Origin of the sequence: Mesorhizobium sp. B2-4-2 (assembly GCF_006442845.1) — a bacterium.
Classification (GTDB): Bacteria; Pseudomonadota; Alphaproteobacteria; order Rhizobiales; family Rhizobiaceae; genus Mesorhizobium.
In genome coordinates this window covers 392,217-418,641 of record NZ_VFVM01000004.1, presented here as the reverse complement: position 1 = coordinate 418,641, position 26,425 = coordinate 392,217, and the positions used below count along the sequence as shown (strand labels likewise).

The following is a 26,425-nucleotide window of genomic DNA, read 5'->3' as shown; positions in this document are numbered from 1 at the left end:
GGAACGGACGGACAGGAGAAATCGTTGATGAGGATTGCTATTGAAGTGGACGCGATGCGCGTGACGGCCTCCCTGTTCGACAATCCGAGCGCGCAGGATTTCGCCGCGATGCTGCCGTTGGACCTGACACTGGAAGACTATGCATCCGTCGAGAAGATCGGCTACCTGCCGCGCAAATTGCGGATCGAGGGCAGCGGCCCGTTCGACAACGAGGCCATCGGCGACATCGCCTACTACGCGCCCTGGGGCAATCTCATCTTCTTTTATGGCCCCTACCGGTATTCGCGCGGCCTGATCCGGCTCGGCCGCGTCGACAGCGGTATCGCGCCGCTGCTGCGCGGCGGACGCTTCAACATACGCATAGAACGCCTGACATAGGCTCAAGGAGAAAACCATGCTCGGAACAGTTCTTTACGGTGCCGGCGACATCCGCTGCGAGGAAGTGGCGGAGCCCGAAATCCTTCATCCCACCGACGCCATCCTCAAGCTCTCGGCCACCTGCATCTGCGGCTCCGACCTGTGGCCCTATCGCGGGCTCCAGCCGCTGAACGAACCGATGCATATGGGCCACGAATATTGCGGCGTGGTGGTGGAAGTGGGCAGCGCGGTGAGAACGGTGAAGCCCGGCCAGTTCGTCGTCGGCTCGTTCTGCACCTCCGACAACACCTGCCCGCATTGCCGCTTCGGCTTCCCCTCGTCCTGCGAGCAGCGCGAGTTCATGAGCCGGGCGCAGGCGCCGATGCTGCGCGTGCCGCTTGCCGACGGCACGCTGGTCGCCACCCCCGGCATGCCCGAGGACGATCTGATCCCGAGCCTGCTGGCGGCATCGGATGTGCTTGGCACCGGCTGGTATGCCGCCGACGCCGCGCGCGTCGAGCCCGGCGCGACGGCGGTCGTCGTGGGTGACGGCGCGGTCGGGCTGATGGGCGTGCTCGCGGCCAAGCAGATGGGCGCGGAGCGCATCATCGCCATGAGCCGTCACAAGACGCGCCAGGATCTCGCGCTCGAATTCGGCGCCACCGATATCATTTCGGAGCGCGGCGATGACGGCGTGGCGCGGATCAAGGATCTGACCCGCGGCGTCGGCGCGGAATCCGTGCTGGAATGCGTCGGCACGCAGGAATCCATGATGCAGGCGATCAACTGTGCCCGCCCCGGCGGCTCGATCGGCTTCGTCGGCGTGCCGCATGGCGTCCAGCTCGACGGCCAGGGCCTCTTCTTCGCCCAGAAGAGCCTGCTCGGCGGCCCCGCGCCCGTGCGCCGTTTTCTTCCGCATCTGATGGATCTGGTGCTGGAGCGCAAGATCAATCCCGGCAAGGTCTTCGACCTGACCCTGCCGCTGGCCGATGTCGCCGAGGGCTACCGCGCCATGGATGAGAGGCGGGCGATCAAGACGCTGCTTCGTCTGTAAGCGCCGCACTGCGTTCAGCCCACAAATGCAGGGGAGCGAACCTTAAGGAGACCAAAATGAAGAAAATCCTGACAGCAACGGCCGCGAGTGTGGCGGGAGGTATGCCCGTGCAAGCGCAGGGCATCGAAATCCGGACAAACGGCAGCACGCCGGCGATGATCGGAGCGGCAGAAAACTTTACCGGGCAAGCGGTCATCACTGCGCTGTTTCCCGCCACCGAGATAACGCGCGCAAGCACAGGGCTGGTGAACTTTGCTCCCGGAGCGCGCACCGTCTGGCACACCCATCCTGCCGGTCAGTTGCTGATCGTCACATCAGGCCAAGGCTGGATTCGCGAAGACGGCAAGGAGGCCCTCGTCATCAATCCAGGCGACGTCGTCTGGATTCCCGCCGGGGTGAAGCACTGGCATGGCGCGACCGCCACCAGCCCGATGGCCCATATCGCGTTGAGCTACATGCATGACGGCAAGAATGTCGACTGGCTGGAGCCTGTCTCCGACGAGCAATACCGCTGACCGTACGCAGGAACGAAAGGCATCATTATGAAACCTTCAACCATTCTCGCACTCGCTTTGTCGATGGGGGCTGCCGACGCTGCGGCGCAGACGGGATCGCAGACCGGCAGCCTGCCTCCAGAGGATGTGCAGGCCGTCTCGCCCGCCCTTGCGCGCTATGCGACGGACAAGCTTGCCAATGACGTTTGGAAGCGCCCCGGCCTGTCGCGGCGCGATCGCAGCATCGTCACCATCGCGGCGGTGGTCACCCGCAACCAGGGCATACTCCTGCCGGAGCAGTTGAGCCTCGCCCTCGACAGTGGCGTGAAGCCGGCCGAGATCTCGGAGATGATCACGCATCTTGCCTTCTATGCCGGGTGGGGCAACGCGATGGCAGCCACGGCGATCGCCAAAGCGGTGTTCGAGGCACGCGGCATCGGGTCGGACCAGCTCCCCAAGGCTGTCGTCGATTTGCTGCCGCTCGACGAAAAGGCGGAGGCCGATCGTGCCGCACGGGTCGAGCAAGGCACGGGACCGGCGTCGCCGGGCCTGGTGCGCGACACGACGGAAGTGCTGTTTCGCGACCTGTGGCTGCGTCCCGATCTCGCGCCGCGCGACCGCAGCCTGGTGACGGTCAGCGCGCTGGTCGCCGCCGGTCAGGTGGAGCAGATTCCCTATCATCTCAACAGGGCCATGGATAATGGACTGACGCGCGCCGAGGCCTCGGAGGTGATCAGTCATCTCGCCTATTACGCGGGATGGCCAAACGCTTTCTCGGCAGCCCCGGTCGCACGCTCCGTATTCGAGAAGCGCTCCGCCGACTGATCATTTTCGACCGTAACGACCCTGCCGTTCGAGCCGCGCGGCCTGACGCGGCCAAGTGGCGATGCGGCGAGCATCTGGAGACTGCCCAGCGCAAATTCAGGGCGGTCTGGCGGATCGAGGCCGAAAGCCGACGCGGGCGGCATGACCTGACATTGTGCTCAGCCGGCGCGCGATCCCGGCGCTTCCGGCCGGAGATAGACCGTCAGGCAGCAGCAACAGATCGCCAGTCCGGCGATCGGGTATTTCAGGGCGACGACCGCCGCCAAGCCGAAAAGGCACAGCGTCACCATCGAGCGGATGCGCATGACCTTGCGCACCTTGAGCGGAACGGTGTCGGCCGGCATCGGGTCGATGAGTTCCCGGATCAGGAGAATGTAGGTCAGGTTCACCAGGAAGAAGACGACCGCGTAGAACGCCACCGGCTGCGGGGCCAGCTCGCTGACCGCCATCCACGCGGTTGCCAACGGCAGCAGCGACACCGAAAACAGGTGCGCGAAATTGTACCACATCAGGCTGGTCGTCGCCGCCGTGGCGTGGCGCAGGAGATGATGGTGATTCGCCCAGACGATGGCGATGAAGAGATAGCTCACGCCGTAGCTCAGCCATGTCGGCCACAAGGCCAGCAACGCGGTGAAGGTCGGCACCTCCGGTGGACGCAGGTCAAGCACGAGCACGGTGATAAGGACGGCGAACACGCCATCCGAAAATGCGCTCAATCGCTCAAGCCCTGTCGAGGGAAGCACCTGGAGTGTCCTTGTCGAGGTTCGTCCGGCCTATGGTAGCATCGCCACCCGCAATATCCATGGCTGCCCAGTCGAGATCGCTAACGCGTTGCTTCGCGCCAAGTCCAACCCCGCTCACGACGCCTTGGCCAGAAAGCTCTGGTAATCCGATTTGGCCTGCAGCAGGCGCAGCACGTTCTCGCGCGAGCCGCGCACATGGGCGCGCGCCAGGGCGCCGGCGCGCTTGGCGTCGCCGGCGCAGATCGCCTCGACGATCTCGGCATGCTCGTCGCGGGCGATCTTCCATTCGTCGAGCCACAGCAGTTCCGTCCAGACATAGTGCTGGCACCTGTCGAGGATGCCGCACAGCATGCCGTGCAGCATGGCATTGCCGCTGATTTCGGCGATGACGCGGTGCAGATCGATGCCGACTTCAAGCTCCTGGAATTTTTCCCTTGTGGTTCGATCCGCAATGGCGGCCAGCCTCTCGCATTCGGCCAGCATGGCGCGCAGCCGCGCCTTGTCTTTCTCGGTGGCCGCAGCCGCCGCCAGTTCGGTGGCGTGGCCGTCGAGCAGTTCGCGGATGTCGAAGGCCTCGCGGAACATGTTTATGTCGAACTCGGTGACGGCGTAGCCCTGCCGCGGCCGGCCGGTGACCAACCCGTCGCGCTCGAGGCGGTTGAAGGCCTCGCGCACGGGCGTGCGGCTGACATTCAGCTTTGCCGCAATGTCGCTCTCGGTGACGCGCGCGCCCGGCGGGATCTGGCCGGTCACGATCATTGCCTTGAGCGCGGAATAGACCGAGTCGCGCAGCGTGTTTTTTGTTTCCTTGGCCAAGTTCCGTATCCAGTCTCCGGTCCGTGCCGGAAATCGATGTGTTTCGCGCGTAGCTGTATTCAAAATCGGCGCGTTTTGCCATTCCCCGGCCCCGGGTCGGTGGCCCCAAGGCCCCGCCGAGCGGTGTTGACTTCGCTGATCCCCGAGCTACACTCAAAATTGTATACAAAATCGCATGCGAAATCAAAAACAATGGGAACACCGGTTGGAGAACCGAAATGAACAGCACCAAAGGCATTAGCGTCGTTGCCATAGCGGGCCTCATGGCCACGGTCACGGCGCCCGCCGCGGCAGGCGACACCATTACCGTCGCCTCATGGGGCGGCACCTATCAGGAGGCGCAGGCCAAGGCCTTCTTCAAGCCGACCGCCGATGCGCTCGGCATCACCATCAAGGAAGACACCACCAACGGTCTCGATGACGTGCGCCTGCAGGTGACAGGCAACGCGGTGAAGTGGGACATCACCGAGCTCGGCGCCGACGAATGCGCGCGCGGCTCGAAGGAAGGGCTTTTCGAAAAGCTCGACTACAACCTCATCGACAAGAGCGGCATCGATCCCAAGCTCGTGCATGACGACTGGGTCGGCATCTCCTACACCTCCGTGGTACTCGTCTACCGGACCGACGTGTTCGGTGACAAAGGCCCCAAGACCTGGGCCGATTTCTGGAATGTGGAGAAGTTTCCCGGACGGCGCGCACTGAGCAGCAGTCAGGCGACGGAGACGCTTAGCGTTGCAGCCCTCGCCGACGGCATTCCGATCGACAAGGTCTATCCTGTCGACATCGACGGCGCGCTGAAATCGGTCGACAAGATCCGTGGCCATGTCGATGCCTGGTGGACTTCCGGCGCGCAGGCCATGCAACTGGTGAAGGACGGCGAGGTCGACATGGCAAGCATCTGGAACGGCCGCGCCGGCACCTTGAAGAAGGAAGGCGCGCCGGTCAGCTTCTCCTTCGACCAGGGCGTACTCACCGCCGACTGCATGGTCATTCCCAAGGGCGCCAAGAACAAGGAGGTCGCGATGAAGGCGCTGGCGATGTTCGTCAGTCCGCAATTACAGGCCAATCTGCCGCTTTATGTCGACAACGGACCGGTCAACGAGAAGGCGTTCGAGACCGGGAAGATCCCGCCGGAGCGGATCAAGGACATCAACTCGTCGCCTGAGAACGTCAAGAAGCAGGTGCTGCAGGACGCCGAGTTCTGGCGCGACAACCTCGTCGAGGCGACGGAGAAGTTCAACAATCTGATCCAGCAATAGACCGGAAACCCTGACATTGCGGGGCCGCCTGGCCCTGCTTCTTGGAGTCCTGCCCAGGAGAAAACAATCTTGTCCATTGCGCCATCCGCGCTGCCGATCGGCATGCGCGCGATAGAGAAACGTTTTGGCTCCGTATCGGTGCTGCGCGACCTCAATCTCGACGTCGCGGCCGGCGAATTCCTGACGTTGCTCGGCCCTTCCGGCTCCGGAAAGACGACGCTGCTGATGATCCTGGCGGGATTCGTCAGGGCCAATGCCGGCTCAATCAAGGTCGGCGACGAGGAGATCATCACCACGCCGCCGCACAGGCGCAATATCGGCATGGTGTTCCAGAACTATGCCCTGTTCCCGCATATGAACGTCTTCCACAACATCGCCTTTCCGCTGAAGCAGCGCCGCGTTCCGGCCGCCGAGACGGTGGAACGCGTCGAGAAAGCGCTGGAGTTGGTGAAGTTGCAGGGCCTCGGCGAACGGCGCGTCGACCAGCTCTCCGGTGGCCAGCGCCAGCGCGTGGCGCTGGCGCGCGCCATCGTGTTCGAGCCGCGCATCGTGCTGATGGACGAGCCGCTGTCGGCGTTGGACAAGGGCTTGCGCGAGCACATGCAGATCGAACTGCGCGCCCTGCATCGGCGGCTTGGCATGACGACTGTCTATGTCACGCACGACCAGCGCGAGGCGATCACCATGTCGGATCGTATCGCCGTCATGAATGCCGGGCGCATCGAGCAGCTCGACAAGCCCGAAATTCTCTACGCCGCGCCGCGCACCCGGTTCGTCGCCGGCTTCATCGGGGAATCGAATTTCATTCCCGTCGAATGCCGCAGCGGTTCGGTCTGGTACGAGGACAGGCAAATCCACACCGCGGCGCCGGCGCCGGCATCGGGCCAGCAGCTGATGGTGGTGCGGCCGGAAAAGCTGCGGCTGCTGTCAAATGCAGAGCCGGCCAAGGGCGTCAACGTGCTCAGCGCGACGCTCAGTGACGTGATTTATCAGGGCGACAGCTTCGTCTGCTACGCCGTGCTGCGCGACGGCAGGCAGCTGACATTGCGCGACTATTGCCGCAGCGACGTGCTGGCCAGGTTGCCGGCCTCCGGGCAGCCGATCGCGCTTGGCCTCGATGCGCAGGATACGATCCTGGTGGCGGCGGACTGATGAGCGTGCAAACCGCCACGATGGACGAGGCAATTGGCGCCATGACCCAGGACCTGAACGCGCATGCGTTGCGCGCCGATGCGCGGCGCGAGCAGTTTCGGCTGTTGGCGCTGCTGTCGCCAAGCCTGTTCCTCGTCTTTGCCATCATCATCGTGCCGATCGGCTGGCTGTTCTGGCTGTCGCTGTTCGACGAGGCCGGCGTCTTGAGCGCGGCCAACTATGCGCGCTTTTTCGAGCAGACCTCCTACATCAAGACCTTCCTCACCACCTTCAAGGTCGCCTTCATCGTCACCGCCGCCTGCGTGCTGCTGGGCTATCCCTTGGCTTATATGCTGTCGCAATTGCCGCGCCGGGCGGCGTCGATCTGCCTGATCTTCGTCATCCTGCCGTTCTGGACATCGGTGCTGGTGCGCACCTATGCCTGGCTGGTGATCCTGCAGCGCAAGGGGCTGATCAACAGCTGGCTGATCGACCTCGGAGTCATCAGCCAGCCGCTGCCGCTGGCCAACAATTTTTCCGGCGTCGTCATCGGCATGACGCATATATTGCTGCCGTTCCTGGTGCTGCCGCTCTACGCCTCGATGAAGACCATCGACACCGACTGCCTGCGCGCCGGGATGAACCTGGGCGCCGGCCCCGTCGCCACCTTCCGGCAGATCTTCTTTCCGCTGTCGCTGCCCGGCCTCGCCTCGGGCGTGGTCATCGTCTTCGTGCTGTGCCTCGGTTTTTTCGTCACGCCGGCGCTGATGGGCGGCGGCAAGGTTGTCATGTGGGCGATGCGCATGGAACAGACCACCAGTCTTTATTCCAACTGGGGCGCCGGCGCGGCGCTCGGCGTCGTGCTGCTCGCGGTCACGCTGGCGCTGCTCGGCCTGTTCCAGTGGCTGCTCGGCGCGCGCGCCACAGGTGTGTGGAGTTCGCGATGAGTGGAGATGTCGGCCTGCCGATCTCGCACCGGCAACGTCTGTGGCTCTATGCGCTGGGCGGCCTCGTGCTGCTGTTCCTGATCGCGCCGTCGGTCATCATCGTCATCATGTCGTTTTCGGATTCGACGCTGCTGCAGTTTCCGCCCCAGCAATGGTCGCTGCGCTGGTACCAGACCTACTTCCAGTCGCCGGAGTGGCGCGACGCGACGGTCGTCTCGGTCAAGGTGGCCGTTATGACAGCGCTGGTGGCGACGCCGCTCGGCACGGCCGCCGCCTACGCCATCAATCGCGGCACGCTGCGCTTCAACGGCAGCATCAACGCACTGATGACGGCATCGCTGATCGTACCTGTGATCCTGATCGGCATCGGCACTTTCTTCCTCTACGCGCGCATCGGGCTGAACAACACGCTGACCGGCCTGGTCATCGCGCATACGGTGCAGGCGCTGCCGCTGGTGGTGCTGACGGTGCTTTCGGGCCTGCGCTCCTACGACATGAACCAGGAGCGCGTGGCGCGCAGCCTGGGCGCCGGACGCGTAGCCGCCTTCTGGCAAGTTACCATGCCGCAGATCCGCTTCTCGATCGTCTCGGGCGCGCTGTTTGCCTTCATCACCTCCTTCGACGAAGTGGTGGTTTCGCTGTTCATCTCGGGCGGCGAGACGACGACCTTGACGCGCCGCATGTTCAACGCCCTGCGCGACCAGATAGACCCGACGATCGCTGCCATCTCGACCTGCCTGATCGTGCTGTCGGTCGTGCTCTTGTCGGTGGCGCAGATCTTCGGCAGACGGCATTGATTTCACCGGACCAATTGGCTTCAAGTGACCAGGAGATATTCGGACAGAATGCGTGATTTCCAGTTTCCCGGCCGCTCGCCGGTCCGTGCCACCGAAGCGATCGCCGCGACCTCGCATCCGCTTTCGACGCTTGCAGCCATTGACATGCTGCGCGCCGGCGGCAATGCCATGGACGCCGCTGTCTGCGCCGCCGCCGTGCAGGGCGTGGTCGAGCCGCAATCGACCGGCATAGGCGGCGACTGCTTTGTCCTCTATTGCCCCGCGGGGCAGGGACACGTGCTGGCTTTCAATGGCTCCGGCCGGGCGCCCGCCAAGGCGACCGTGGACTGGTATCGCGACAAAGGCTTCAGCGAACTTCCCAAACAGGGACCGCATGCCGTGACCGTGCCCGGCGCGATCGACGCCTGGTGCAGGCTGCTGGAAGACCATGGCAGCAAGGACCTTGCAGAGGTGTTGGCGCCGGCGATCAACTATGCCGAGAACGGCTATGTCGTGCATGACCGCGTCGCCTTCGACTGGGCCGAACCGGAGACCGACCTGTCGGCCGACGAGCACGCCGCGCGCATTTTCCTGCCGGGCGGCGAGGCGCCCAGGGCCGGCGACGTGCACCGGCAGCCGGAGCTTGCCGCCACCTTACGCATCATTGCCAGGCATGGCCGCGCCGGGTTCTATGAAGGCACCGTGGCCGACGACATTGTGAGCCGGCTCAGGGCGTTGGGCGGACTGCATTCGCTTGAGGATTTCGCTTCGACCAAGGGCGATTATGTAGCGCCGGTCAGCGTCTCCTATGGCGGCCACGAGATCCACCAGATGCCGCCGAACAATCAGGGGCTGACGGCGCTCGTGATGCTGAATGTGCTGTCGGGGCTCAGGCTCGGCGAGCTCGACCCCGGCGGCGCCGAGCGCCTGCACTTGGAGATCGAAGCGGGGCGGTTGGCCTACCGCGACCGCGACCGTTTCCTCGGCGACCAGGACCATGTGCCGGTGCCGGTAAAAGAGCTTCTGTCGGCCGCCTATGCCGAGCGGCTGCGCGCCGAGATCGACCGCCAGCGTGCCATGACGCACCTGCCGGATGTGCAGCTGCCCGGCAGCGACACGGTCTACATCTCCATCGTCGACCGCGACCGCAACGCGGTCTCCTTCATCAACTCGACCTATTATTCCTTCGGCAGCGGCGTCGTCGGCCCGAAGACCGGCGTGGTGCTGCAGAACCGCGGCTCGAGCTTCCGCCTCGACCCGGCGCATCCGAACGCCATCGCGCCCGGCAAGCGGCCGATGCACACGATCATGCCCGGCATGGCGACGCGAAACGGCCGCGTGGTGATGCCGTTCGGCGTCATGGGCGGCGGCTACCAGCCGTTCGGTCACGTCCATCTTTTGACCAACATGCTCGACTTCGGCATGGATCCGCAGCAGGCGCTCGATGCGCCGCGAGTGTTCTACAATGACGGCATGGTGGAGGCCGAGCGCGGTGTTCCCGCTGATGCGATCGAAGGCCTGCGCCGCCGCGGCCATGCCATCACCCAGCCGCACCATCCGCTCGGCGGCGGCCAGGCGGTGTTGATCGACTGGGAAAAGGGAACGCTGACCGGGGCGTCGGATCCACGCAAGGACGGAATGGCGCTTGGGTATTGATGGGATCGGGACAGCCGTCGCGGCCCGGATTTGGCTGCAGTTGCCGCAGCAAGCGTCGGCGCCGCCCCACATGAGCAGCATACCCTCACCCCGCCACCAGGTGACCGCCTCCGACATCGCTCAGCGCCAGCCTCTGCGGGCTCTCGCCCAGCCTCCGCGTCGCACTCGGTATCTCCTGGTCCAGCCTTGCGAACCGGCTCCTGCGCTTCGCCGGATCGGGCACCGGCACAGCTTCGATCAGCCGCCTGGTGTAAGGGTGGCGCGGGTTGGAGAAAACCTGGTCGCGCGTGCCCATTTCGACGATCTGGCCGAGATACATGACGGCGACGCGGTCGGAGATGTTTTCGACTACGGCCATATCATGGGAGATGAAGAGGTAGGCGACGCCGAATTCGCGCTGCAATTCCTTCAACAGGTCGAGCACGCGCGCCTGCACGGAAACGTCGAGGGCCGAAACGCTTTCGTCGGCGATGATCAGCTTCGGCCTGAGCGCCAGGGCACGGGCGATGCAGACGCGCTGGCGCTGGCCGCCGGAGAATTCGTGGGGATAGAGCTCCATCTGGCCGGCCGACAGGCCGACACGCTCGAATAATGCCGCCACCCGCTCCCTGCGCTCTTCCTTCGAAGCGACGCCATGGATGACCAGCGGCTCGGCGACGAGATCGCCGACGCGCATGCGCGGGTCGAGCGAAGCGTAGGGGTCCTGGAAGATCATCTGCACGTCGCGGCGCACCGCCTTGCGCTCGTCGCGGCCGAGGCCCGACAGGTTGCGTCCGCCGATGACGATGTCGCCGGTATAAGGCACCAGTCCGGCCAGCGCCTTGGCGGTGGTCGACTTGCCGCAGCCGGACTCGCCCACCAGCGCCAGCGTTTCGTTGGGCGCGATCGAAAAGCTGACGCCTTCGACGGCATGGACGCGCCGGTTGACCCGGCCGAAGAAGCCGCCACGCAGGTCGAACCGGACATGCAGATCGGTGACATCGGCGACGTTCGCCGGCGCAACCGGCTCGGCAATCTCTTTCGATTTCTGGCGGCCGGCGCCAGTGCCGATGCGCGGCACGGCGGCGAGCAGCTCGCGTGTGTACTCGGCTTGCGGCCTGGCGAAAATGTCCGATGTCTTGCCTTCCTCGACCATGCGGCCATGCCGCATGATGATGACGCGGTCGGCCATTTCGGCGACCACGCCCATGTCGTGGGTGATGAGGATGACGCTGGTGCCGTGCTGGCGCTGCAGGTCGCGCAGCAGTTCCAGAACCTCGCCCTGCACGGTGACGTCGAGCGCAGTCGTCGGCTCGTCGGCGATCAGCACGTCGGGTTCCAGCGCCAGCGCCATGGCGATCATCACCCGCTGGCGCATACCGCCGGACAGCTCATGCGGAAACTGTTTCAGCCGGCTTTCGGCTTCCGAAATGCGCACTGCCTTCAACGCCTCGCTGGCGCGGCTTCGGGCCTCGGCGGGCGAGAGGCTGGTATGCGCCTCGATGGATTCGGTGAGCTGGCGGCCGATCGACAGCACCGGGTTCAGCGAGGTCATCGGCTCCTGGAAGATCATGGCGATGCGGTCGCCGCGGATGCGGCGCATCCGGCGCTCGTCGAGCGCTGTGAGATCGGTGTCGCCCGCATCCCCGCCAAGAAGGCGGATCGTGCCCGAAGATATGCGCGCGGCGGGCCGCGGCAGTAGTTGCATGATCGCCAGCGCGGTCATCGATTTGCCGGAGCCGGATTCGCCGGCGATGCAGAGCGTCTCGCCGCGTGAAAGCGTCAGAGAGAGGTTGGAGACGACGTCGCGCTCGCCGTCCTCGCCACGCACGGAGACGGAGAGATTGGCGATGTCGAGAATGGTTTCGGTGGCTGATGTCATTGCAGACGCAAACCTGCAAGGGATTTATTCTGTGGCGCCCCCCACCCGGACCTTCGGTCCGACCTCCCCACAAGGGGGAGGTAGGGCGCCGGTTTTTTACCCTCCTCCTTGTGGGAAGGGTCGCTGCGAAGCAGCGGGGTGAGGGTGCAGCGCCGACCGAACATCATTCGAACACGCAGCGCGGGAAGTAGAACGACACCACCCAGTTCGGCATGTCGACGATCTCGCTGATCCTGAGATCGCCACAGACCGAGGCCAGCATATAGGCCTCGACCGGATCGATCTGGTAACGGCCGGCGAGCAGGTCGATCATCTGGGCGACCGCCTCTTTCGCGCCGGTCATCAGGTCCGGGCCGATGCCGGTGGTCACCTCGTAGCCCTTGGTGTCGAGATGACGCGTCACCGGGCCCGGCGTGGTGAAGCGCGGCATCTTCAGCCTGGCGTCCTTGACCAGGTCGAGCTTGAGCACGACGTCCATCGGGCTTTCGATCGCCGTGCCGCAGACCTCGCCGTCGCCCTGCGCGGCATGCGTGTCGCCGACCGAAAACAGTGCGCCGGCCACCTCCACCGGCAGATAGAGCGTTGTGCCGGCGGCGAGGTCGCGAATGTCCAGATTGCCGCCGACGCGGCGGGGCGGCACCACCGAGTGATGGCCCATCTCGCCCGGCGCGTTGCCGATGGTGCCGGCGAAGGGTTTCAGCGGCACGCGGCCGTTCTTGCCGAACAAGGCCGGCTCCAGCGAGGCGGCATCGTATTTCCAGATGTTCAGCGCCGGCTGCTTGAAGTCGTCGGCGAGCAGGCCGAAACCTGGAATGTTCGCCGTCCAGCCGAAGCCGGACGGTTTGAACATCTCGATCGTCACCTTCAGCGCGTCGCCCGGCTCGGCGCCCTCGACGAAAATCGGCCCGGTGACAGGGTTGATCCCGGCGAAGTCGAGCTTGGCGATGTCGGCGACGGTGCTGTCGGGCTTGAGCTGGCCACCGGAGGAATCGAGGCACTGAAACTCGATGGTCGAGCCGGGCGCCACGCGCTGCGCCGGGGCAAAGGAATTGTCCCAGCCGAAATGGTGATGGCGTCCGTGGATGGTGTAGTCGCAGTTATTGCACATCTTTTACGTACACATTGTCGTAGTTGATCGGGATATGGACCGGGTCGACATAGAGGTTGTCGGCGCCGCCCATGCGCGCGGACTTCATGGTGAAGCGCTGCTCGTTGAAGACCGGCGCCCAGGGCGCGTCCTCCATCACCTTGTCGTAGATGGCGCTCCACATCTTGTCGCGCTCGCCTGATTTGGCTGGGTCGACCACCGAGTCGGCCTCGGCCGCCTTGGCGTCGAGGTCCTTGTTGCAATACCACGACCAGTTCCAGCCGCCAGGCACCGCGCCGGCGCAGCCGAGGATCGGACCGTAGAAGTTCGATGGGTCCGGGAAGTCGGCGATCCAGGCCATGCCGCCGGACCAGATCATCGGCGCGCCGGCCTTGTCGCCGCCGGCGGCGATGACGTTTGCCTGGGCGAGCGACTGGATGCTGGCCTTGATGCCGATCGCCGCCAAATCCTGCTGGATCGCCTGCGCGATGCGCGGATTGGGATCGGTGTTCATGGCGAAAAGCTGCGTCTCGAAGCCGTCGGGATGGCCGGCTTCGGCCAGCAGCGCCTTGGCCTTGGCGACGTCATAGGGATAGCCCTTGTACGCCTTGTCGTAGCCCGGCATCGACGGCGGCAGCGGCTGGTTGGCCGGCACGGCGCGGTTGTTGATGATCTGCACGACGCGCGCCTTGTTGATCGCCATGTTGACCGCCTGGCGCACCTTCACATTGTCGAACGGCGCCATGGTGGTGTTCATGGTGACGTAGCCGGTGTGCAGTTGCCCGCCCTCCACGACGCGCGCCTTCTGCTCGGGATCGGCCATCACCTCCTGGAACTTGGCCGGCGGAATGCCGTCGCCGGGCACGTCGATCTCGCCCTTCTGAAGGCGCAGCAGCGCCACGATCGGCTCCTGGCCGATTTCGAAGGTGATCTTGTCCAGATGCGGCAGTCCCTTATGCCAGTAGTCCGCGTTGCGCTCGAAGACGATGCGCTGGCCGAGCGTCCACTCCGCGAGCTTGAAGGCGCCGGTGCCGACCGGATGCTTGCCGAAATCGGCGCCGTATTTCTCGACCTCTTCCTTCGGCACGACATGCGAGAAGTTGATGGCCATGACATGCAGGAAGGTGGCGTCGGGCCGGGTCAGCTCGAACTTGACGGTATAGGGGTCGACCACGGTGACACCCGATAGTGTCTCCGCCTTGCCGGCGGCGACATCGTCATAGCCCTTGATCGAGCCGAAGAAGCCGGCGCCGGGGCTCTGCGTCTTCGGGTTGGTGACGCGGTCGAGCGAGTATTTCACGTCCTCGGCGGTCATTTCGCGGCCATTGTGGAATTTCACACCATGGCGCAGCTTGAAGGTGAAGGTCTTGCCGTCGGGCGAGATCTCGTAGCTTTCGGCGAGATCGGGCTTGAGGTTCGTGGTGCCCGGCTCGTAGTCCATCAGCCCGTCGAACAGGCTCTTGATCATCGACCAGTTCTGCCAGTCATAGCCGATCGCCGGATCGAGGGTCGCGACATCGTCCTTGTAGGTGATGGTGATGGCGCCGCCCTGCTTGGCGTTGGGATCGACGGCGTCCTCGGCGCGGACGCTCGTCATGCCGAGCATCAGCGCCAGCGCCGATACGGCCACGGTGGATGCGAGAAGCTTTTTCATTGTTATGTTCCCTTTCTCTGTTGGTTTTCTGGTTTCATCTGAGCTTGATGCGGGGATCGATGAACGGGGCGATGATGTCGGCCAAGAGATTGCCGAGCACGATGGCGAAGGCCGACACCAGGGTGACGCCCATGATGATCGGAATGTCGACGCGCTGGATCGCCTGCCAGGCGAGTTGGCCGATGCCTGGCCAGCCGAACACGCTTTCGACCACCACGATGCCGCCCATGAAGATGCCGATATCGATGCCGATCATGGCGATGACCGGCAGGATGGCGTTGGGGAGCGCATGGCGGAACAGGATGGCGCGGCGGGCCAGGCCCTTGGCGCGGGCGGTGCGCACATAATCCTGGCGCAGCACGTCGATCATCGAGGAGCGCATCATGCGCGCGTACCAGCCGGCGCCGAGAATGCCCATGGTTAGCGAGGGCAGCACCAGATGGCGCCAGGTGCCGTAGCCGCCGATCGGGAACCAGCCCAGCCGCACGGCGAACACGTAGAGCAAAAGCAGGCCGACGACGAATTGCGGCGCCGAGACGCCGACGAAGGAGGCGACCATCAGCGTCTGGTCGGTGGCGGTGCCGCGCTTGACGGCGGCGATCAGGCCCATGCTGAGCCCGATCAGCAATTCGCACAGGATGGCGCCGACCATCAGGAGCAGGCTCGCCGGCAGCCGCGAGACGATAAGCTCGGTGACCTCGGAGCGCTGGATGTAGGAGCGGCCGAGATCGCCGCTGGCGAGCTTCGTGAGATAGTGCCAGTACTGGACCACGAAGGGCTGGTCGAGGCCGAGCTGCTGGCGGATGTTCTCGACCGTCTGCGGCGTGGCGCTGCGGCCGGCGATCTGGCGCACCGGGTCGGCAGGCAGCAAATAAAGCAGCGCGAAGGTGATCAGCGAGACGCCGAGCAGGATGAGCAGCGACTGGATCAGGCGGCGGCCGAGATAGGCGATCATGCCCGGCCCCTTTGCGTCGGATCGAGGATGTCGCGCAGCGCGTCGCCGATCAGGTTGAAGGCCAGCGCCAGCGCCAGGATCGCCGCACCCGGGAAGAACACCAGCCAGGGTGCCGCCTGGAAGTAGGTCTGGTTCTCGAAGATGATGTTGCCCCAGGAGGCCGTCGGCGGCTGCACGCCGATGCCGAGGAAGGAGAGCGTCGCTTCCAGCAGCACCGTGGTGGAGATGCCGAGCGTGCCCCAGACGATGATGGTGGGCAGAAGATGCGGCAGGATGTGGCGAAACAGGATGCGCGGCGCGCTCGCCCCGATGGTGCGTTCGGCATCGATGAACTCGCGTTCGGCGAGCGAAGAGGTTTCGGTGTAGATGACGCGCGCGGTCTGCACCCAGTTGACCAGCGCGATGACCAGAGCGACGATCCAGAGACTTGGCTCGAACACTGCCGCCAGGCAAATGGCGAGCAGCAGCGCCGGAAACGCCATCATCAGATCGGTGAAGCGCATGAGAGCGCTGCCGATCCAGCCGCGGAAATAACCCGCCGTGACGCCGACCAGCGTGCCGATCAACAGCGCCACGCCGTTGGCGGCGATGCCGATGATCAGCGAGGTGCGGGCGCCGTAGAGGATGCGGGTCAACAGGTCGCGGCCGAGCAGATCGGTGCCCAGCCAGAATTTTGCGTCAGGCGGCAAGGGCGAGCCTTCCAACGTCAGCCCGTCGAACATCTGCTCATTCGGGTCATAGCCGGTCAGCCATGGCGCGAGGATCGCGCCGGCAAGGACGATGGCGACGATGAACAGACCGAGCAGCGCCAGGCGGCGTTTGACCAGCCGGCGCCAGACGCCGGCGCGCGACTTGACCGGCATGCGTGCGGCCGCCGGGAGGTCAGGCGCGATAGGAGTGGTCATCGCCGCCTTCCTCACCCGTTACTTCCTCATTGGTCATTGCCACGATGCGGCGCGCCGCATCCTCGACACTGATCTGCCAGCTCATCGCCAGCGAGCGCAGCTGCGCGTAGGCGCGATCGTCGTCGGCGCCTTTCGACAGTGCCGCGACGGCGCGCACGATGGTCTGGCGCTCGGCGACACGCTGACGCAGCGAGGCGATCTCGCCGGCCAAATGTTTTCGCGCCTCGAAACTCTGCCTTGCGATCAGCAGCGCGCTGTAGACGCCGGCAGTGCCGACCGGCTTCAGGAGCTGCGCATCGGCCTTGTGCGAGAGAGCCCATTCGATGCGGCCGGGCGCCTCCGAACCGATCAGCGCCACCAGCGGCATCGGCGCCTCGCCGGCCTTCCACGGGAATTGCTCGTCGAAACCGAGATCGGCGTCGAAGAACACGAAATCGGCGGCCAGCGCTTCAGGCGGCAGTTCGGGCCAGCAGTCGACGGTGACCAGGCCGATGGCGGACAACTGCCTGGTGATGGCCTGCACGGTCGGGTGCGGGCGATGCAGGATGAATGCCCTGGCGCCGCCGAGATTCGGGATGCGCGATGGCCTGGTCACGACACCACCCTCAGGCGCGGCCGGCCGAATGTCGTGGCGGGGTCGTAGCGTGACAGGTACGGATCGGGCGCGACCTCGTGCTGCCGGCTGACGACCTCGAAGAAGCCGTCGGCGATCCGGCCGATGATTACCGGCAGCGTTGCGTGCTGGGAATGAGCGTCGATAGCAATCGGGCCGAGCCGGGTGGAGAAGCGCCGTTCGGCGAAGGCCTTGGAAAATTCCGCCGGACCGGCGTCGGGATCACGCGAGAGCACGTCGGCCATCACTTGCACGGAGGCATAGGCGGAGGCCTCGAAAGACGAGGCGAAGGCCGCCGGGCGAGGCGCGAAATACGGCCCGACCGACAAATGCCCCTTGCCGGTTTCGCCGATCGCCGGCAGCTCACCCTCGGTGAGGTTGCAGGAGATGATCGGGCACACCTCGGGGCTGAAGGCCGGGTCCTCAACGCCCAGGTCGCGGTAGGCCGCCAGGAAGGCGTAGGAGGAGGTGCCGATCAGGTTGTTGAGGACGAAGTTCGGCCGCGTCGCCCGGATCTCGGCGATCAGCCGTGACACGTCGGTCTCGCCGATACGAAGATAGCGCTCGCCCAAGACCTTGCCGCCGGCATCCGCGATCAGGTCGCGCGCAACGCGGTTCATCTCCCAGCCCCAGATGTAGTTCGAGCCGAGCAGGAAGCCGTTGGCGCCGAAGCGGGGCACGACATGGGCCATCAGCGGCACCAGATGCTGGTTTGGACAAGCGTGCATGTAGACGACGTGCTCGTTGGCCTCGAAGCCTTCATAGGGGCAGGCGTACCAGAGCATGCCGCCGGCTTTTTCCAGCACCGGAATGGTCTCCTTGCGGCTCCAGGAGGTGACGCAGCCGACCACGTGGCGGGCGCTGCTGGTCTTGAAGATGTCCTCGCACAGCGTCGCATAGCGATCGGCATTGCTCTGTGGGTCACGCTCGACGGGCACCAGTTCGATACCCGAGCCGCGGTCGGCATTGATGTCGGCGATGGCGCGCATGGCGCCCATCCGGCACGCATCGGAGACGAGCTGATAGCTTCCCGAGCGGGAATAGAGGATGCCGATCTCGATACGCCGTTTCAAACAGATCCCCAAAATAACAATGCCCCGCAGCCACCGCCGGAGGGCGAGGCATACGAGGCATTCTTGCCGCCCGGCGATCAGGGCCGGTATTTTCAGCCTAAACTATTCCGTGCCACCACGCAGTCAAGCGGGAAAGTGGGTAGTGTCTCAGTTTGAAATTAGACGCCGCGCTTGTCGCGATCCTAGCCAAACTCCTATGGAAAAGCGGCGCGATTGAAAAGAACATGTGACCTTTTGGACCGGTCGGAATCAGGCCGCCTTGCGCCGTATGAGAGATGCTAGGACGGTACGCATTCCTGAGTATGCCGGGCCGCCGATTGTCACTTCCCAGTCAGTGCCGCGTTTACGGGGAAACTTAGCACTGCGTAGCGCTTCACGGAATGCTGTCGGCTCAACGCCTACGGTTTGAGCCATTTCTTCAGCGGTTGTGTATTTGGCTATCATGAAATCTCCTGTGCTTTCCTCTAGGCATATAGGGATTCAGAGCGGAATGCGCCAGCAGACCGGCCAGATCGCAACCGGGACACTACGGGAAAGTGCGTTCGTCAGCTCAACCGCGGCGCTGCGGCCCGTTTGGCGCGGCGGCTAGGCTACCGTGCTCGCCGTTCAGAAAATTTTGAGAGAATATTCCGGGCTTCCGGGCGAACCGGGAACGCGGTTCTTTGATAATATCCCTAGAGTTTCTGATGATCTGGACAAGGCTTGGCGTTCCGCCCGGCTTGTGACTTCGCAACCGCAGAGATCCATCATGTCCGATTTCAGGAACACCTTGTCGTCTTCCCTCTCGTCATATTTCAACCGCCGCGCGGGTCTTGGCTTGCTTTTCGCTTCGGCGGTCGCGGTCGCCGGGCTGATTGCGCCCAGCGCTTCGTTCGCCGAGGACAAGAAGGCGATCAAGGTCGGCATCATCAGCGGCGAGGACGAGGATGTCTGGCGCGTCGTCGTCGCCCAGGCGGCGCAAAAGGGCCTCAGCATCGAAACCGTGGTCTTCAACGATTACACCCAGCCCAATGAGGCGCTGGAACGCGGCGAGATCGACGCCAATGCCTTCCAGCACCAGCCCTATCTCGACAACCAGATCAAGACACAGGGCTACCACATCGTGCGCGTCGGCTATACCGGCGTCTGGCCGATCGGCCTCTACTCCAAGAAATATACGAAGATCGCCGACCTGCCCGAGGGCGCGGTGATCGGCGTGCCGAACGATCCCTCCAATGAAGGCCGGGCGCTGCGCGTGCTGCAGAACGAGGGCGTGATTAAACTGAAGGACGGCACCGGCATTCTCGCCACCACCGCCGACATCGCGGAAAACCCGAAGAAGGTCGAGATCAAGGAGCTTGACGCCGGCATTGTCGGCCGCTCCGTCGAGGATCTCGATGCCGCCGTGGTCAACACCGACTGGGCGCTGAAGAGCGGCCTGACACCGGAAAACCGTATCGCGCAGGAGCCTATCGCCGACAACCCCTACCGCAACTTCATCGCGGTCAAGGTTGGCAATGAGAACGAGCCCTGGGTGAAGACGCTGGTCGCCTCCTACCAGAACGAGGCGGTGAAAGCCGAGTTCGACAAGGTCTACAAGGGCACCGGCCTCAGCGCCTATTGAGGCTGTTAGTGCATTTGACATGAAGGCGGTCCGCGCGGTGCGCGGGCCGCGATCGTATTCGGGATCCGCGCATGAACCAGCATTTCTCAGCAACCGCAGAAGCCATGGAGGGCACAGGCCCACCGCCGCAAGACGTGGTGCGGCTCGTCGACCTGAAGCGCCGCTTCGGCGCGACGGCGGCACTCGACGGCATTTCGCTGACGGCGCACAAGGGGGAGATCCTCGGCATCATCGGACGCAGCGGCGCCGGCAAATCGACGCTGATCCGCTGCCTGAACGGACTGGAGCGGCCGGATTCCGGTGAAGTCTTCATCGAAGGCCGCGAGATCAGCCGGCTCGGCGAGCGCGACCTGCAGCCGCTGCGGCGGCGCATCGGCATGATCTTCCAGCATTTCAACCTTTTGTCGGCCAAGACCGTCGAGGACAATGTGGCGCTGCCGCTCAAGATCGAGGGCCGCCCGAAGGCGGAGCGGCTGCGCCGCGCCGCCGAACTGCTTGAACTGGTCGGCCTGTCGGAGAAGGCAAAGGCGTATCCGGCATCGCTGTCGGGCGGACAGAAGCAGCGCGTCGGCATCGCCAGGGCGCTGGCCGCGCGGCCGGCGCTGCTGTTGTCGGATGAAGCCACCTCCGCGCTTGACCCGGAGACGACGCGGTCCATCCTCGCCTTGCTGAGGGACATCAACCGGCAGCTTGGCCTGACCATCCTTTTGATCACCCATGAGATGGAGGTGATCCGCTCGATCGGCGACCGCGTGGCGGTGATCGACGCCGGGCGCTTCGTCGAGCAAGGCCCGGTCTGGTCGGTGTTTGCCGAGCCGCGGTCGCCGATCACGAAAAGCCTGCTTGGCGCCATCCGGCCGCAACTGCCGGCCGAGCTCTTGGCCCGGCTGCTGCCCGCGACCGGCGCGGAGACGATCCTGCGCGTGGATGTGGCCGGGGAGGCCGCGCAAAGCCCGCTCTTGTCCGATCTCGCGACGCTCGTGCCTGGCACGTTCCGCCTCGTCCATGGCGGCATCGACCATATCCAGCAGCAGCCGGTGGGCACACTGTTCCTGTCTGTCCCCGGCAGCGATGCAAGCCATCTCGCGCGAGTGATCGCATTCCTGAAATCGCGCCAGGCGCGGGTGGAGGTGCTTGGCCATGTCGCCGATCCTGTTTGAGCTTCTGCTGCGGTCGATCTGGGAGACGGTGCTGATGACGGCCGCTTCCGGCCTCATCTCGCTGGTTTTCGGCCTGCCGCTTGGTCTCGCCTTGATCGCCACCGAACGCGGCGGCATCGCCGAAAGCCTGTGGGTCAACCGCGTGCTCGGCGCAGTCATCAACGGCTTCCGGTCGGTGCCGTTCATCATCCTTTTGGTGGCGCTGATCCCGGTGACGCGGCTGATCGTCGGTACCTCGATCGGCACCTGGGCGGCGATCGTGCCGCTGTCGATCGCCGCCACGCCCTACTACGCGCGCATCGCCGAAGTGTCGCTGCGCGAGGTCGACCATGGCCTGATCGAGGCGGCGCGCGCCATGGGCGGCAACCGCTGGACGATCATCCGCGAGGTGCTGGTGCCGGAAGCGCTGCCAGGCATCGTCGCGGGCTTCACCGTGACGCTGGTGACGCTGGTCGGCGCCTCCGCCATGGCCGGCGCGATCGGCGCCGGCGGCCTCGGAGACCTCGCCATCCGCTACGGCTACCAGCGGTTCGAGACGTCAGTGATGATCGCCGTGGTGATCGTGCTGATCATCCTGGTCTGCGGCATCCAGTGGGTGGGCGACCGGCTGGTGGCGAAGCTGGACCGGAGGGGGTGAGCGGCTGAGCTACGCGATGATGTCTTCGATAAGCGTTTGAAGCGGCGCCTCGGAACCACCGAAGCTGTCAATCATCGCCTGAATAACGCGATCTCGCTCCAGGATATCGGCGTTGAATGTGAAGCCCGCATGTTCAGCAAGCATTGCAAGGAAGGTGAGTTGGGTACGGCCGTTGCCTTCGCGAAAAGGATGAACGGCATTGACCTCCGCAACGACGTGGGCCACGTGCCTCGCAAAACCGAGGCTGTCTAGGTCTGCCAAGGAGTCGGGGTCGCCAAGTTCACGGAACACCCGAACCATCTCGCTGGCGATGTGCTCGGGATAGCAAAACCAGCTGCCACCCTTGCCGATCCGGATGGTGCGCGGCTGACCGGCCCAAGCATACACGTCTTGGAACAGGTGCCGATGCAGGTGGAGATAGTGACGGTAGTCGAGTTCGCCTGCCGGAAGGGGCTCGTCCGCGCGAGTCAGGAACAAGGCGAGCTCGACCTCATCGAGCTCTGCCTGCTCGCGGATATCAAGCAGATTCATAAGCACGGTCGTGCCGGGGTAGCAGAGTGGATCGAACTCGGCAGCGTAGACCAACGGCCTATTTCTTTTTGCGGATTTCTTCTTTGATCAGCGAGCGCCGCTCGTCACCGGACAACCCTTGCCGCACACTATGGTTGAGTATTTTCGCCATGCGGGACGACAACTTCATACCTTCGACAGCGCTGATTTTCTCGCCATGCGCTCTCGTCAGCACGAAATGACCCGTCTTGGCTGAGCGGCCGGTTCTTGAATTAAGATACTTCATTCGCAAATCATATCATGGACCCGCAGGAGAGGCCAAAACGATTTCCGAGCAAGCCGGACCAGGCCGCGGCCTTACTCCTCCGGGTCGAACAAGGCGCCAGCGAGTTCATGCGGCGCCGAACAAATCCCTGGCCTGTTCAGCCGTATAATAACCAAGCCTGACGTCCTGAGCCACCAGTTCCGGATCGCGCTCACGCGGATCGCCGTAGCCGCCACCACCCGGCGTACCGACGCGGACGCGGTCACCGGCCTTGAGCGCGATGTCCTGCTCCTTGGAGAGGTGCGGCGGCACATGTTCCTTCCCGTCGCGGATGACGGCCACCGTGTTGGGCTCGCCATCCCGGCCGCCGAGCGCGCCTTGCGGGCCGAAGCGGCCATGGTCCATGACAAAGGAGGCGCGGGCTTCTCCACGCAGGATCTCGACCTCGTAGGCAAGGCCAAAGCCGCCGCGATGTTTGCCGGCGCCGCCCGAGCCCTCGCGCAACGCATAGTGACGGTAAAGCACCGGAAAGGCCTGCTCCATGATCTCGACCGGCGGCGACTTGGAGATGCCGATGGTCGAGCAGCCATTGGTCAGCCCGTCATGGCCGGCATTGCCGCCATAGCCGCCACCAGAGATCTGGTACATGACATAGTCGCGGCCGCGCGCCGGATCGTTGCCGCCGAGCGCGAAATTGCCGCTGGAGCCGGCGGGCGCCGCCGTTACCTTGTCGGGCAGCGCCTGCACCATGGCCGCAAACACCGCCTCGGCGATGCGCTGCGACACTTCCGCGGCGCAGCCCGAGACCGGGCGGGGATATCTGGCATCCAGGAAGGTACCCTCCGGCCGCTTGACCTCGAGCGGCTCGAAGGCGCCGGCGCTGATCGGCACATCGGGGAAGATATGGCGCATGGCGAGATAAACCGAGGACAAGGTGGTCGCCAGCACGCTGTTCATCGGCCCCGCGCAGGGCTTTGACGAGCCGGCGAAATCGAAAGTCAGGGTGTCGTCCTTCTTCTCGACGGCGAGCGCGATGGTCAGCGGCTCGTTGACCACGCCGTCGGAATCGACGAAGGCCTTCGAGCGGTACGTCCCGTCGGGAATGGCCGCTATGTTGGCGCGCATCTGCTCGGCGGCGCGGCGGCGCAGTTCTGCGATCGCCTCGACAACAGTTTCGTCTCCGTAACGATCCAGAATTCCATTGAGCCGATCCTGGCCGATCAGCAGTGCGGCAGCCTGCGCCCTGATGTCGCCGATGCGCTGGTCGGCGACGCGGATGTTCGAACAGATGATGGCGTAGATCTCCGGGTCGAGTACGCCTTTTTTGAACAGTTTGACCGGCGGCAGCCGCAAGCCTTCCTGCTCGACCGCCGTCGCCGAAGCCGAGAAGCCGCCGGGCACCGAACCGCCAATGTCGGGCCAATGACCGGTGTTGGACAGCCAACAGAAAATCTTGCAGTCCCGGTAGACCGGCATGACGAAGCGCACGTCCATCAGATGCGTGCCGCCGAGATACGGGTCGTTGACGATGTAGATATCGCCCGGCTCCGGGGCCAGGCAGCGGCCGTCGGCGATCATCTCGATCACCGTCCTGGTCGAATATTGCATGACGCCGACGAATACCGGCAGGCCCTGGCTGCCTTGCGCGATCAGCGAGCCGTCGACGGCCGAATAGATGCCGTCGGAGCGGTCATTGGCCTCGGCGATGACAGGTGAGAAGGCGGCGCGGGAAAAGGTCAGGTCCATCTCATCGCAGACCTGCTGCAGGGCTGCCTGGAGAACCGAGAGCGTGATGGCGTCGAGCTTTTGCATCTCAGGCCTCGCCAATGTCGATGATGATGTTGCCGTCGGCGTCCGAGCGGGCACGGTCGCCGGGTTCGAGCACCGTGGTAGCGTCCATCTGTTCGAGGATCGCGGGCCCTTCGATGATCACATCGAGCGGCAGTTCTTCGCGTGCGTATACGGGCGTGTCATGCCAGCGCCCGCTGTACCAGACCGGCCGGATCTCGCGCCGGGCCTCGTCGAGCGTCTTTGCCCGCCCGGCGGGGTCGATCAGCCGCGACAGATCGATCGCCGGCCTGACACCCGTCACCGAGGTGTTCAAGTTGACCAGATTGGCGCGGATTTCCGGCAGCTCGACCTTGAAGCGCGCGAAATAGGCCTTTTCGAACAGCGCCTGCAGCTCCTGCCGGGTCACCGACGAGGACGGCAGCGGCACGTTGATGATGTGGGTCTGGCCGACGAACTGCATGTCGGCGGAATGGGTGACGCGGATGGTCTGCGGTTTCACCGCCTCCTTGGCGATCAGCTCCTCGCCTTCGTTTCGATGCCGTTCCAAAACCTGATGGAGCTGGCTTTCATCAAGAACGCCTACCGGCCGGTTGATGGTGTTGACGAAATCATGGCGCAGATCGGCGACGACGCAGCCGAGCGCATTGGTGATGCCGGGCCGTGCCGGCACCAGCACCCGGGGCAGTCCAAGTTCGCGCGCCAGAGCGGTGGCGTGCAGCGGGCCGGCGCCGCCGAAGGCGAACAGCGCGAAATCGCGCGGATCGTGACCGCGCGACACCGACACCATGCGGATGGCGCCGGCCATCTTCATGTTGCCGAGCCTGAGCACCGCGCCGGCTGCTTCGACGCCGGACAAGCCCGTCGCCTTGCCGATCCTGTCGGCGAAAATGCCGGTGACACGCTCTGATGTGACCGGATTGTCGACGGCAAGCAGCTTCTTCGACGCCAGCCGGCCGAGCACCAGATTGGCGTCGGTGATGGTCGGCTGCAGGCCGCCGCGGCCGTAGCAGATCGGGCCTGGATTGGCGCCGGCACTTTCCGGGCCGATCTGGATCAGGCCTGCCGCGTCGACGCGCGCGATCGAGCCGCCGCCGGCCCCGACCGTGTGCACCGCCACCATCGGCACATGGATGGGCATGGCGTATTCGATCTCGATCTCGTTCGAAACCGCCGGTTCGGCGTTGCGGATCAGCGCCACGTCGGTCGAGGTGCCGCCCATGTCGTAGGTGACGAGATTTTCGAAGCCGGCGCGCTTGCCCGTGTAGGCGGCGGCGATGACGCCCGAGGCCGGGCCGGACATCACGGTCTTGGCCGATTCACGTGTGACGAAGCGGGCCGAGATCATACCGCCATTGCCGTTCATGATCAGGAAGTCGCGGGCGTAGCCTTTGTCGGCGAGTTCCTTGCGCAGCCGCTCGACATAGCGCTCGAGGATCGGCTGCACCGAAGCGTTGACCGAGGCGGTGACGCCGCGCTCGAATTCGCGCGCTTCCGACAGCAGCGCATGACCCGCGGTGATGTAGTCGTTCGGCCAGAGTTCGGCGGCGATCTCGGCGGCGCGCCGCTCGTGCGAAGGGTTAGCGTAGGAATGCAGGAAGTGGATGACCAGGGATTCGCAGCCGGCATCGATCAGCGCCTTCACCGCCTCGCGCATTTCGGCTTCGTCGAGTGGCATGCGTACCGCTCCCGACGCCTCGACGCGCTCGGACACTTCGAGCCGCAGGTTGCGCGGGATGACCGGAACAAAGGTGCCGGTCATGCCATAGGGCTGCGGCCGCGTGCGCCGGCCGAGCTCGATCACGTCGCGAAAGCCGCGCGTGGTGATCATGCCGGTCTTCGCCAGCCGGCGTTCGAGCACCGCGTTGGTGGTTGTCGTCGTGCCATGCACGATAAGATCGATGCCGTCGATCGGAAAGCCGGTGGTATCGAGCGCCGAAACGACGCCGAAGGCTTGGTTGTCGACGGTCGTGGGCGTCTTGGCGATATGTACCCGCCCGCCATCCTTGCCATCAATCAGAAGCAGATCGGTGAAGGTTCCGCCGACGTCGATGCCGGCGACAACACTGCCCAGGGAATCCGGCGGCTGCACCGAAAAATTCTCTTTCATTGTCGAAACCCGAAATGCTGGGACTACGGATATGTCACAGTTTGGAAAGGTGTTTTACGGCGGCATCTTGACGCAAATATCGTTTGTATACTAATAAATTCCGGACACAAGAGCTTACCGCTTTGGAGTGTGCGAGCAGCACGCCG

Annotated in this window: 25 protein-coding genes; 12 read left to right on the top strand and 13 right to left on the bottom strand. The window is 64.5% G+C overall.

What is annotated here, in order from left to right:
- Positions 1 to 27 precede the first annotated feature (27 nt).
- The 4 genes from FJ942_RS12265 to FJ942_RS12250 all read left to right on the top strand — a co-directional run bounded on the left by FJ942_RS12265 (position 28) and on the right by FJ942_RS12250 (position 2,730).
- Complete coding sequence (locus FJ942_RS12265) at positions 28 to 378, top strand: cyclophilin-like fold protein (RefSeq protein ID WP_348642136.1); 351 nt, start codon at positions 28 to 30, stop codon at positions 376 to 378.
- Between the two features lie 16 nt (positions 379 to 394).
- Positions 395 to 1,411 carry a zinc-dependent alcohol dehydrogenase family protein gene (locus tag FJ942_RS12260; RefSeq protein ID WP_140514270.1) on the top strand — a complete coding sequence of 339 codons (1,017 nt, stop codon included), beginning with the start codon at positions 395 to 397 and terminating at the stop codon, positions 1,409 to 1,411.
- 56 nt (positions 1,412 to 1,467) lie between these two features.
- Positions 1,468 to 1,926 carry a cupin domain-containing protein gene (locus tag FJ942_RS12255; RefSeq protein ID WP_140514268.1) on the top strand — a complete coding sequence of 153 codons (459 nt, stop codon included), beginning with the start codon at positions 1,468 to 1,470 and terminating at the stop codon, positions 1,924 to 1,926.
- A 63-nt stretch (positions 1,927 to 1,989) separates the two neighbouring features.
- Positions 1,990 to 2,730 (top strand): carboxymuconolactone decarboxylase family protein, encoded by a 741-nt coding sequence (locus tag FJ942_RS12250; RefSeq protein WP_348640072.1) that lies wholly within the window; start codon positions 1,990 to 1,992, stop codon positions 2,728 to 2,730.
- Positions 2,731 to 2,888: 158 nt separating this feature from the next.
- On the opposite strand, the gene FJ942_RS12245 is transcribed toward FJ942_RS12250, so the two are convergent.
- The gene (locus tag FJ942_RS12245) at positions 2,889 to 3,446 is read right to left on the bottom strand and encodes a TMEM175 family protein (protein WP_246670963.1); all 558 of its coding nucleotides are present in this window, start codon (positions 3,444 to 3,446) and stop codon (positions 2,889 to 2,891) included.
- Between the two features lie 141 nt (positions 3,447 to 3,587).
- A complete protein-coding gene (locus tag FJ942_RS12240; protein ID WP_181168309.1) occupies positions 3,588 to 4,289 on the bottom strand; it encodes a GntR family transcriptional regulator in 702 nt (233 codons plus the stop codon).
- 218 nt (positions 4,290 to 4,507) lie between these two features.
- Here FJ942_RS12240 and FJ942_RS12235 point away from each other — a divergent pair, with 218 nt between their 5' ends.
- The 5 genes from FJ942_RS12235 (at position 4,508) to ggt (ending at position 10,058) form a co-directional block, all read left to right on the top strand.
- Positions 4,508 to 5,548, top strand: coding sequence for an ABC transporter substrate-binding protein (locus tag FJ942_RS12235; RefSeq protein WP_140559090.1), 1,041 nt, complete (start codon positions 4,508 to 4,510; stop codon positions 5,546 to 5,548).
- A 69-nt stretch (positions 5,549 to 5,617) separates the two neighbouring features.
- On the top strand, positions 5,618 to 6,700 hold the full coding sequence (locus FJ942_RS12230; RefSeq protein WP_140524271.1) for an ABC transporter ATP-binding protein: 1,083 nt from the start codon (positions 5,618 to 5,620) through the stop codon (positions 6,698 to 6,700).
- Entirely contained in the window at positions 6,700 to 7,626 is a 927-nt protein-coding gene (locus FJ942_RS12225) for an ABC transporter permease (RefSeq protein WP_140524273.1), read from the top strand. Before FJ942_RS12230 ends, FJ942_RS12225 begins: the two co-directional genes overlap by 1 nt.
- Positions 7,623 to 8,423, top strand: coding sequence for an ABC transporter permease (locus tag FJ942_RS12220; RefSeq protein WP_140559092.1), 801 nt, complete (start codon positions 7,623 to 7,625; stop codon positions 8,421 to 8,423). The genes FJ942_RS12225 and FJ942_RS12220 overlap by 4 nt, the downstream gene beginning before the upstream one ends.
- 48 nt (positions 8,424 to 8,471) lie before the next feature.
- The gene (gene ggt / locus FJ942_RS12215; protein WP_140563703.1) at positions 8,472 to 10,058 is read left to right on the top strand and encodes a gamma-glutamyltransferase; all 1,587 of its coding nucleotides are present in this window, start codon (positions 8,472 to 8,474) and stop codon (positions 10,056 to 10,058) included.
- A gap of 85 nt (positions 10,059 to 10,143) precedes the next feature.
- Here the strand turns inward: ggt and FJ942_RS12210 are convergent, their stop codons facing one another.
- The 7 genes from FJ942_RS12210 to FJ942_RS12180 form a co-directional block, all read right to left on the bottom strand.
- The gene (locus tag FJ942_RS12210) at positions 10,144 to 11,919 is read right to left on the bottom strand and encodes an ABC transporter ATP-binding protein (RefSeq protein WP_140491551.1); all 1,776 of its coding nucleotides are present in this window, start codon (positions 11,917 to 11,919) and stop codon (positions 10,144 to 10,146) included.
- Between the two features lie 163 nt (positions 11,920 to 12,082).
- A complete protein-coding gene (locus FJ942_RS12205; RefSeq protein WP_140491553.1) occupies positions 12,083 to 13,027 on the bottom strand; it encodes an acetamidase/formamidase family protein in 945 nt (314 codons plus the stop codon).
- Positions 13,017 to 14,660, bottom strand: a complete 1,644-nt coding sequence (locus FJ942_RS12200) for an ABC transporter substrate-binding protein (protein WP_140625240.1) — start codon at positions 14,658 to 14,660, stop codon at positions 13,017 to 13,019. Before FJ942_RS12200 ends, FJ942_RS12205 begins: the two co-directional genes overlap by 11 nt.
- Positions 14,661 to 14,694: 34 nt before the next feature.
- The gene (locus FJ942_RS12195) at positions 14,695 to 15,615 is read right to left on the bottom strand and encodes an ABC transporter permease (protein ID WP_140491557.1); all 921 of its coding nucleotides are present in this window, start codon (positions 15,613 to 15,615) and stop codon (positions 14,695 to 14,697) included.
- Positions 15,612 to 16,478 (bottom strand): ABC transporter permease, encoded by an 867-nt coding sequence (locus FJ942_RS12190; protein WP_210239460.1) that lies wholly within the window; start codon positions 16,476 to 16,478, stop codon positions 15,612 to 15,614. The genes FJ942_RS12195 and FJ942_RS12190 overlap by 4 nt, the downstream gene beginning before the upstream one ends.
- A 19-nt stretch (positions 16,479 to 16,497) precedes the next feature.
- Positions 16,498 to 17,115, bottom strand: a complete 618-nt coding sequence (locus tag FJ942_RS12185; protein ID WP_140491561.1) for an ANTAR domain-containing protein — start codon at positions 17,113 to 17,115, stop codon at positions 16,498 to 16,500.
- A complete protein-coding gene (locus FJ942_RS12180; protein ID WP_140763019.1) occupies positions 17,112 to 18,206 on the bottom strand; it encodes a transporter substrate-binding protein in 1,095 nt (364 codons plus the stop codon). Before FJ942_RS12180 ends, FJ942_RS12185 begins: the two co-directional genes overlap by 4 nt.
- Positions 18,207 to 18,954: 748 nt before the next feature.
- Here FJ942_RS12180 and FJ942_RS12175 point away from each other — a divergent pair.
- From FJ942_RS12175 to FJ942_RS12165, 3 genes are all read left to right on the top strand, one after another.
- Entirely contained in the window at positions 18,955 to 19,809 is an 855-nt protein-coding gene (locus tag FJ942_RS12175; protein WP_140491565.1) for a MetQ/NlpA family lipoprotein, read from the top strand.
- A 71-nt stretch (positions 19,810 to 19,880) separates the two neighbouring features.
- Positions 19,881 to 20,969: a methionine ABC transporter ATP-binding protein gene (locus FJ942_RS12170; protein WP_140662487.1), complete on the top strand. Its 1,089-nt coding sequence runs from the start codon at positions 19,881 to 19,883 to the stop codon at positions 20,967 to 20,969.
- Complete coding sequence (locus tag FJ942_RS12165; RefSeq protein WP_140491569.1) at positions 20,950 to 21,606, top strand: methionine ABC transporter permease; 657 nt, start codon at positions 20,950 to 20,952, stop codon at positions 21,604 to 21,606. The genes FJ942_RS12170 and FJ942_RS12165 overlap by 20 nt, the downstream gene beginning before the upstream one ends.
- 9 nt (positions 21,607 to 21,615) lie before the next feature.
- Here FJ942_RS12165 and FJ942_RS12160 read toward each other — a convergent pair whose 3' ends face one another.
- From FJ942_RS12160 to FJ942_RS12145, 4 genes are all read right to left on the bottom strand, one after another.
- Entirely contained in the window at positions 21,616 to 22,191 is a 576-nt protein-coding gene (locus FJ942_RS12160) for a Fic family protein (RefSeq protein WP_246675480.1), read from the bottom strand.
- A gap of 4 nt (positions 22,192 to 22,195) precedes the next feature.
- Entirely contained in the window at positions 22,196 to 22,402 is a 207-nt protein-coding gene (locus FJ942_RS12155) for a hypothetical protein (protein ID WP_140491571.1), read from the bottom strand.
- A gap of 105 nt (positions 22,403 to 22,507) precedes the next feature.
- Complete coding sequence (locus tag FJ942_RS12150; protein WP_140897830.1) at positions 22,508 to 24,193, bottom strand: hydantoinase B/oxoprolinase family protein; 1,686 nt, start codon at positions 24,191 to 24,193, stop codon at positions 22,508 to 22,510.
- Position 24,194: 1 nt separating this feature from the next.
- Complete coding sequence (locus FJ942_RS12145; RefSeq protein WP_140897828.1) at positions 24,195 to 26,279, bottom strand: hydantoinase/oxoprolinase family protein; 2,085 nt, start codon at positions 26,277 to 26,279, stop codon at positions 24,195 to 24,197.
- Between the last annotated feature and the right edge of the window lie 146 nt (positions 26,280 to 26,425).